Annotated in this window: 9 protein-coding genes; 5 read left to right on the top strand and 4 right to left on the bottom strand. The window is 40.8% G+C overall.

The window, feature by feature from the left end; all coding sequences use genetic code 11:
* Positions 1-186 precede the first annotated feature (186 nt).
* Positions 187-519, bottom strand: a complete 333-nt coding sequence (locus DP117_RS34515) for a hypothetical protein (protein WP_169222634.1) — start codon at positions 517-519, stop codon at positions 187-189.
* 615 nt (positions 520-1,134) lie between these two features.
* Here DP117_RS34515 and DP117_RS34520 point away from each other — a divergent pair.
* From DP117_RS34520 to DP117_RS34530, 3 genes are all read left to right on the top strand, one after another.
* Positions 1,135-2,784 carry an ABC transporter substrate-binding protein gene (locus tag DP117_RS34520; protein ID WP_169222635.1) on the top strand — a complete coding sequence of 550 codons (1,650 nt, stop codon included), beginning with the start codon at positions 1,135-1,137 and terminating at the stop codon, positions 2,782-2,784.
* Positions 2,785-2,931: 147 nt separating this feature from the next.
* Entirely contained in the window at positions 2,932-3,957 is a 1,026-nt protein-coding gene (locus DP117_RS34525) for an ABC transporter permease (RefSeq protein WP_169222636.1), read from the top strand.
* Between the two features lie 331 nt (positions 3,958-4,288).
* Entirely contained in the window at positions 4,289-5,458 is a 1,170-nt protein-coding gene (locus DP117_RS34530; protein WP_169222637.1) for an alcohol dehydrogenase catalytic domain-containing protein, read from the top strand.
* Positions 5,459-5,565: 107 nt separating this feature from the next.
* Here the strand turns inward: DP117_RS34530 and DP117_RS34535 are convergent, their stop codons facing one another.
* The 3 genes from DP117_RS34535 to tmk are packed head-to-tail and all read right to left on the bottom strand — an operon-like array spanning position 5,566 to position 8,048.
* Positions 5,566-6,153, bottom strand: coding sequence for a Uma2 family endonuclease (locus tag DP117_RS34535; protein ID WP_169222638.1), 588 nt, complete (start codon positions 6,151-6,153; stop codon positions 5,566-5,568).
* A 54-nt stretch (positions 6,154-6,207) separates the two neighbouring features.
* The gene (locus DP117_RS34540; protein WP_169222639.1) at positions 6,208-7,389 is read right to left on the bottom strand and encodes an AGE family epimerase/isomerase; all 1,182 of its coding nucleotides are present in this window, start codon (positions 7,387-7,389) and stop codon (positions 6,208-6,210) included.
* Between the two features lie 23 nt (positions 7,390-7,412).
* On the bottom strand, positions 7,413-8,048 hold the full coding sequence (tmk, locus tag DP117_RS34545; RefSeq protein ID WP_169222640.1) for a dTMP kinase: 636 nt from the start codon (positions 8,046-8,048) through the stop codon (positions 7,413-7,415).
* A gap of 189 nt (positions 8,049-8,237) precedes the next feature.
* Here tmk and DP117_RS34550 point away from each other — a divergent pair, with 189 nt between their 5' ends.
* Together DP117_RS34550 and DP117_RS34555 are read left to right on the top strand one after the other, a co-directional pair.
* A complete protein-coding gene (locus DP117_RS34550) occupies positions 8,238-8,405 on the top strand; it encodes a hypothetical protein (RefSeq protein WP_169222641.1) in 168 nt (55 codons plus the stop codon).
* A 101-nt stretch (positions 8,406-8,506) separates the two neighbouring features.
* Positions 8,507-8,827, top strand: coding sequence for a DUF6176 family protein (locus DP117_RS34555; protein ID WP_169222642.1), 321 nt, complete (start codon positions 8,507-8,509; stop codon positions 8,825-8,827).
* Positions 8,828-8,938: the final 111 nt, after the last annotated feature.

Below are 8,938 nucleotides of genomic sequence, written 5' to 3' on the forward strand. Positions count from 1 at the left end.
TTTGATGGAATTGTTTGCAAGCGTGTAAACATAAGCATTTACGTAGTCTTGAAGTTTTCCAAGCTACATAACTTTGGAGGAGGAAAAATGAGAAACAGGAGTGAAAGAGGGAAAGAGTGAGAGCGTCAGCGAAACTTCTCTAACTTTCTGACTTTCTCACTTTCCTCATCTTTGTGGACTCTATACCTAAACCACAGACCGAATATCTTGCAGTTGACATCTAGCTGAAGCGCTTCCCAAGCGTTCAATGACTTGTTCAGCACTCATCAACCGCTTGAGGACAACTTGACCAATGGCTTGACCAGATTTACTGACTTGTACTTGTGTCATAGGCTTCACTTCCACTGTTAAAACGGCATCTTCAACTCGATAAAGCCATAACACTTCGTTTTGTTCTACTAAACAGATATTCATTCGCTGAATGTCTGGTTGGCGTCGCCATGCAGTCATCAGCCAAAGTCCATCAGATGCCCACACTCTACCAACTGTCCAACCTTCAGATAGAAAGAAGTATTTCACACTTTTTAGTCTCGCTATTAGACTCGAAATCTACTATTGTTTGATTGGCATGATGCTGCCAGTCTGTTTTTCTTGAGCTAAGTATTTTTACGTGAATGGGGATGCACGTAGACAAATCCCTAATGTAAACCTTTTGGGCTACGGGAAAAGCTTAACAAATGTTTGCCCTGGTATACTGTAAATCTAAAACAATTTTAGGCAGTGTTTATATATTTCATTAAATAAAAAATTTTCTGTTATTCGGGAACATAAAAGTCTATATATTGGTCTACTATTTTCTATTTTTACCCAAGACTGACGCACGCGCTACTTTAAAAGACTTTAAAACAGTACACAGTACACAGTACACAGTACACAGTACACAGTACACAGTGAAGGAGTCAGGAGTCAGGAGTCAGGAGTCAGGAGTCAGGAGCCGCTCCGCCTCCGGTCAGAATTCTTTATTTCTTCCTTCTGAATACTGTATTCTGAATTCTGAATTCTTCTTCAAACTGATAACTGATAACTGGTAACTGTTAAAAGAGTTAGTTATGCTAAATTGTGAATTATTTTTCGAGCATTTTGCCAAAAATATAGTAAAATTGCTGACCACTAAGCTTAGAAATATCCAAAGTTATGACCAGGTTTTCCTTGTCCGCGAGACAGTGGAGTCAAATTAGTAAATCTATTTGTTTACTTTGTTTGTGTTTACTTTTGGTGGTTAGTTGCTCAAAAAGCCCACAGGTGACGACAACATCTGGTGCAGTCAATGCTTCAACAGGCGATGGTCGGATTTCTGTTGGTACAACGCTGAATCCTCGTACTCTAGATCCAGCTGACGCTTATGAATTGGCATCGCTTGGATTAGTGTACAACATGAGCGATCGCCTTTACACCTACGAACCAGGAAGCACAGAAGTTAAGCCTCAGCTTGCGACAGCATTACCCAAAGTGAGTCAAGATGGTTTAACATACACAATTTCTCTACGTCAGGGAGTCGTCTTTCATGATGGAACTCCTTTTGACGCTAAAGCAATGGCGTTTAGTCTTGAACGCTTTATCAAAAACGGCGGTAAACCTTCTTTCTTACTAGCAGATGTGGTAGCTTCCGCAAAAGCGACGAGTGAGTATGAGTTAACGGTACAACTCAAAAAACCGTTTGCGGCGTTTCCCTCGTTGCTGGCGTTTCCAGGCGTTTGTCCAGTTTCTCCCAAAGCTTATGAAATTGGTGCAGAAAAATTTAAGCCAAATATCTTTATTAGTACTGGTCCTTATAAATTAGCACGGTATGGTACAGATTCCTTACAATTTGATGTCTTTGATAAATATTGGGGAGAAAAACCAGCGAATAAAGGTATTAATTTGCAAATTCTAAGTAGTCCGGCGAACTTATATAATTCCTTCCGCACGGGTGCAGTTGATGTTGCTTACCTATCTTTAGAACCAGACCAAATTCGCAGCTTAGAAGAAAGCGCTCAAAAAGGTGCTTGGCAAGCGATATCAGCTCAAGGTAGCGTAGTGTCTTATCTGGTATTAAACCGGAATCAAAAACCGTTGGATAAGCCAGAGGTTAGACAAGCTGTAGCAGCGATGATTGACCGTCCACTGATGAATGAGCGTGTTTTATTAGGTCAAGCTAGTCCATTATATAGCATGGTCCCGAAAACACTTGAGGTTTCCCTGCCATTGTTTAAAGAGAAATATGGTGATGGTAATTTAGACAAAGCTAAACAATTGTTAACTTCTGTTGGCTTTTCTAAAGAAAATCCACTCAAGCTACAAGTTTGGTATCCTTCTACTTCCCCAACTCGGAGTTTGGCAGCACAGTTAGTAAAAGCTTATGCTGATAAATATATGGATGGAATGCTGCAATTTGAAATCAATGTTGTAGATAGTGCTACTTTTTTTAAGAATATATCTAAGAGTTTTTATCCAACTGCTTTCGTAGATTGGTATCCAGATTTTTTGGACGCAGATAATTATATTCAACCGTTTTTGAGTTGTGATCAAGGGTCAGATGAGAAGGGATGCAAACAAGGGGGAAGTCAAAGTCAGGGTTCGTTTTACTACAACGAGACTATGAACAAGCTGATTGGAAACCAACGCCAAGAACAAAACCCTGAAGCACGTAAGAAGATTTTTGCAGACATTCAAGCACAAATAGTAACTGATGTCCCTTATGTTCCTTTGTGGCAAAACAAAGACTATGTATTTGCTCGTAAGGGAGTCAGAGGCGTGCAACTTAACCCGAATCAAATTTTAATTTATCAAGCAATCAAAAAATAGTCATTAGACCTCTCCAGAAATTAACAATCAACCACTGTCTTATCAGGGTTTCAAACTTATTCTTGGAGATGTCTATTAGTCATGAGTTATTAGCTATTAACTCTTGAGTGTTGACTGTTAACTCCTAATTCTAACTCCTAATTAATTATGTCTAGAGCCAAAGCCTTACAATATTATATTTTCGCCCGTTTGCTTTTAGCTCCGTTGATGCTATTGACTGTTACTACAGTCGTATTTCTCTTACTACGTGCAACACCGGGAGATCCAGTAGATGCAATTCTTGGTGGACGTGCGCCAGAAAATGCAAAGGAAGAATTGCGAGCAAAACTGGGTTTAAACCTTCCTATATGGTTACAGTACTTGAATTACATCGGAAAATTGCTGCGTTTGGACTTAGGAACTTCTATCGCGAGTCGTGGACAGTCGGTGTGGGAAGTGATTGGGCAATATTTTCCTGCAACTTTGGAATTAGCATTTTGCAGTATGGCGATCGCACTTACAGTTGGAATTGGAATTGGTATTCTTTCTGCTTCTCGTCCTGGAAGTGCTTTAGATGTTGGAGGGCGATTATTTGGGATTATCACATATTCGCTACCCATGTTTTGGGCTGGGATGGTTCTGCAATTGATTTTTGCAGTGCAGTTAAATTGGTTTCCTTTAGGAACGCGCTTTCCAACAACAATGCCAATTCCTCATAGTATGACTGGTTTATATACAGTTGATAGTTTATTGAGTGGAAACTTGAATCAATTTTTCACTGCTTTGCATTATCTTGCGCTTCCTAGTATTACTTTAGGAGTTTTACTCAGTGGTATTTTTGAGCGGATTGTGCGAGTGAATTTAAAACAAACTCTGAAAGCAGATTATGTAGAAGCAGCAAGAGCAAGAGGTATTCCTGAAAGAAAGATTTTGTTTTCTCATGCTTTAAAAAATGCACTTATTCCTGTGATTACCGTTATGGGATTGACTTTTGCGTCTCTACTCGGTGGTGCGATTTTGACTGAGGTCACTTTTTCTTGGCCTGGATTGGCGAATAAGTTATATGATGCGATTAATGCGCGAGATTATCCTTTGATACAGGGAGTTTTAGTCTTTTTCGCGGCAATTGTAGTTGTTGCGAGTATTGTGATTGATATTGTCAATGCTTATGTTGACCCGAGAATTAAGTATTAGGAATAAGTCATTTTGCGATGGAAGTTTGATATATGAGTTTTCGGATTTATTCCGGAAACTTTTTTTTAGAAACCACACTAGAGAAGAGAGGAGGACACTTCTATGGTAAAATTTTACTTAGTCTGCAACAAAATTTCATTGAGTCTGTAACAAACATTGCTCAAACTCTTATTTTTGGGTTGCAAAAATTTCATTTAGTCTGCAAACCCACATCAGATTGAAAATGACGCCACTTAAAGAGGTGCTTGGGCTAAACAAATCACCCGAGCAATGTTCATAAGTTTACATTTTAGGATTTAACATGAACCATTTGACATCGAAAACCTCAAGTATGAAAGCGATGGTATTAAGCGACATCGCTAAGCTAGAGTTGCGTGAAGTACCGCGCCCTGTGGTGCAGGAACATGAGGTTTTGGTACGTGTGTCAGCGGTAGGATTGTGTGGCACGGACTTTCACATCTTTTCTGGGCAATCCAACTACAACATTAATCAGCGAGGAAAGATGATTCCACTGGCACAGCAGCCGCAGATTTTAGGTCACGAACTTGTTGGTATGGTTGAAGAAGTAGGGAGTCTAGTTAAAGATTTGCATATAGGCGATAGCTTCGCTGCTGCGCGGAGCGCAGATCGCGTGGTTATTGATCAGGGGTTGAACTGCCTTAGCCGACGGCGACAACCGAAGTGTGAATACTGTACCAGTGGCGACTCCCATCAATGTCAGTTTTACTCGGAATATGGTATCACTGGCTTAGCGGGAGGACTCGCGGAATATATAGCGGTTCCTGCTGTCAATGCCATACCTATTAATTCTGATTTGGAAACTATCGCAGCTGTTCTTACAGAACCCCTTGGTTGTATTAGTCACGCCTTAGATAGGGTAACACGCGAGCGCACCCGTTATGTCATTAATGCTGAAGATAGCGATAAACGCGTGCGGTCAATTCTGATTTTTGGTGCTGGTCCAGCGGGGCTATTATTTATTCAATATCTGTATAAAGTCCTAAACTATGATGGCTTGATTCTAGTTAGCGAACCGAATCAGCGAAAGCGGGAATTAGCCTCTTACTTTGGTGCAGAGGTAATTGACCCCCAAGTATTTGATTTAGCCGAAGTTGTCCAGGAAAAGACTAATGGACGGCGAGTAGAGTGTTTAATTGATGCTTGCGGTGCTGGTTCTGTCTTCACCAGATTTCCTGCCTTAATCCGCAAACAGGCTACAGTTCTACTCTACGGGTTAGGTCATGCAGGTGTAGATTTGAGCGTACTGAATAACTTACAATTCATTGAACCAACGCTGGTTACTGCCATTGGCGCGTCAGGAGGGTTCCGCAGTGACGGACGCTCACATACCTATGATAGAGCACTTGGCTTGCTGGTGGCCAAGCAGATCGAGGTAAGTTCGTGGATTACCCATTGTTACCAGTCCCTGGAATCTGTGCCTCAAGCCTTTACTCGCGATCACCTAGAACCCGACTATATCAAAGGTGTAGTAGTGCTGTAGGGATCATTTGAGCGAAAAACCATATTGCTTGTGCAATGCTGGTTTGGCGATTATGAAAAAATTTAGCCTCTCAAACAGGTCAAACTGTTTATAAAATCAAGCACAACTTACCAAACATCACCTGTTGGAAAAATCCGACTCAAGTCTAAGAATTCACCTTCAAATCCAGGAATTGAAACTGGGTGATTAGCCAGAGAAATCTGTTTACTCAAATAATTAAACTCACCTTGAATAGTTTGATAGGGCTGACTATAACGCTCTAATTGGTAAGCATTTAAGTTTACAATCCAATAATCGGAAATTCCAACTTCTGCATACAGCCTTAGCTTTGTTGTTTGATCATAAGGCAATGTAGAATCAGAAATCTCAACAATCAGTAAAATATCTTGGGGATACGGATGATGAGCAAGATAGTCCTCATCTTTTCCCCGTACAATAACAATATCCGGTTCAGGCTCACTCTGATTGGGAAGGATGATAGGATCTTGCTTACGGATGACTGCTTGATCTCCTAGAAGTCGATCCAATTGGCGGTACAGGATGGAACCACAAACTGTGTGAGGCGTTCCTTTTGCAGTCATTTGGATCAGTTCTCCTCGAATCAATTCAATGCGATCGCCTTGTGTCAAAAATCCAAGTGAAATCAGTCGATGATATTCGTCAATCGTGAATCGCTTTGGCGTCACAACATTCATGGGAAATTCATTGAGATAGAACTGCTTTCACTTTAACTTGTGTAACCGCAGAGATTAAACTGACTTTGTACTCAATGCTTCAAATTGTTGCCAACAGAGATACAATGCACGCGGGACGTGAAAGCAACCCTTCCACTTACCACCTTTGAGGTTCAACAAGACTTCTCCACGGCGGTTAAGGTAGCCAAACCACTCACCGTGTTCTGGATCGGCAAAGTGCGACCAAGCATAATCGTGCATCTTTTGATACCATTTTCGACATGCTTCACGCCCGGTTAGGCGATTGCCCATTGTCAATGCAACCAAAGACTCTAAATGAACCCACCACAATTTCTGATCCCATTCCAGTTGCTGTGGCGGATGACCATCTGCATCCATAAAATAATACAATCCCCCGTACTCTCTATCCCAAGCAAAATCTAGAATATTGAGCACGACATCCACGGCTTGGTTAATCGTTTGAGTATCGTTACGACGACGGGCAATATCCATAATGAACCACATCGCTTCAATTCCGTGACCGGGATTTATCAGTCGTCCGTCAAAACAATCTATGTGAGAACCGTCGAGAGCAACATTTTCATACATCAATCCGCGTTCTTTGTCAAGAAAATCGCTCATCACTTCCTGAACTGTTGCAGCCAAGACGTTCTCAAGAGTTTCGCTTGGTAGTAGCCATTCCATTTCTAGAGTCAGATTGGCTAAAATCATCGGTACAGCTAAGGCTTTCATGGGGCGTGTGTCTGGATAAGTTTTAGTATATTTGCCTTTCGGGTTATCCTTGCGACGCAAAACATTATTGTAAGCTTGCATAGCGATATCCTTTGCCCAGTCTTCGCCAGAAGCGAGGGCATATTGACTGAAAGCCATTGCTGCAAAGCAATCAGAAAAGATATTATATGGCTGAACTAAAGGTTTTCCTTCACGGGTGAGCGCAAAATACCAATTTCCATCAGCATCTCGACCGTGTTGGGCAAGAAAATGAGCACCATTGCTAGCAATTTTCAGCCAGTTTTCGCGTTTTTCGAGCTGGTTATAAAACATGGAGAAAGTCCACACCTGGCGGTTTTGCAGCCAGACAAATTTATCTGTGTCATAAACTTTCCCTTCACGATTAAGACAAGTGAAATAGCCGCCTTGGTCCCAGTCAATCGAGTGTTTTTCCCAAAATGGGAGTACGTCCTTGAGGAGCGTGTTTTTGTATAGTTCAGCAAGCTGTTTAAAGTTGTGCTCCATAGATTTTGTTACTTATCTTTTTTCTAGTCAACCCAAGCTTTTAGCTTAGCGGTTAAAGTTGCCCGAATCTTTTGTTGGACAGCTTCCTGACTCAAGCTAGCATCGACACGAACAATTTGTTCTGGATAAGAGTCAGCTAAGTGTGTATATCCTTGCTGAACACGACGATGAAAGGCAATTGTCTCTTTTTCAATGCGGTCAAGCATATTCCCGCCTCGCTGTTTTCGAGCAAGTCCTACCTCGATATCAACATCAAACCACAAAGTTAGGTCACTTTCTAAACCAGATGTCGCAATGGTGTTAAGCTGATGAATTAAGTTCATGTCTAAACCACGTCCCCAACCTTGGTAAGCAATGGTAGAGTGAGTATAGCGATCGCACAAAACAATCGCCCCCTCACTTAGACTCGGTTTAATAACTTCCTCAACGTGTTGCGATCGATCCGCAGCATACAAAAGTAATTCAGTTGTATTTGCAATCGAGTGAGAGCCTACTTCTAACAAAAGTTTTCGTACATACAACCCTAACTCTGTTCCTCCTGGCTGACGAGTCACAACAACCGAAGTTTTCAAACTTTGTAACCACTCTTGCGTCAGCTGTATTTGACTAGTTTTACCACAACCTTCTACTCCTTCAAATACAACTAATTTACCCTTCATGTTTTTTAAAATTTTAAAAATTTTTAAGTTTTTATTATCTCATTATTACTAGATTACTAGCGCTGCCCAATAATAACTCATCTCATATCACCCGATTGGGTGACCCAAATGGATGAAGTCTAGTGAATGAAAGCCGTTGTATTCTTTATATCAATCAGTGATAAGCAGTAGCAATAAGCAAACTTGGCTATGAATAAACAACAAGAAGCAGATATGAAACTAGCATATCAAGCAGCGGCAGAAATGACGTACATGATCGCTGTTGGTTTGAGTCAAGCAATGGAAAAGATGAACAAAGAGAAACTTGTTGCCAAGCGACAAAAGCGAGTGAAATCAAAAGAAAGTATAAAAATTTGAATAAATATTTGAAAAAGTTCCACCAGATGCTGGTATAGCATTGTTGCTAACCGGAAAGAATTTCTAATTGTGAGCTAGGTTAAGATGTGAGGAGTTTAACTGTGTCTGATAGAGCACAGTGTCTCAAAATTAAACTGAAACCAGGAAAGACCGAATATGCCATAGCCTGGATTAAAAATTTATATAACCAATCAGAGGAAGTCAAACAAGTTCTGAGTAACGAAGGAATTATTGTAGAGTCCATTTTTTTAGAAAAAGGTAGTGATGGCGAATACTTAATCTTGTATCAAAAAACAGAAAATCTCCTCAAAGCATATGCATCTTTCAATATATCCAACCATCCGCTAGAGGTAGCGACCAAGCTATTCATCAACGACTGTTGGAAGGATATTCAATCATTGGAAGTTCTATTTGATACATAATTTTCACAAGATTGTGGTTCCTCGTTCCTTGCCAGAAGCAAGGAATGCATGACTGTGGGTTGGGCTTTTACCTAGAAAAACTGCGGTGCCTCCGGAAAAATCGCCCCATGA

Origin of the sequence: Brasilonema sp. UFV-L1, from assembly GCF_012912105.1 — a bacterium.
In the GTDB taxonomy this organism is placed as follows: domain Bacteria; phylum Cyanobacteriota; class Cyanobacteriia; order Cyanobacteriales; family Nostocaceae; genus Brasilonema.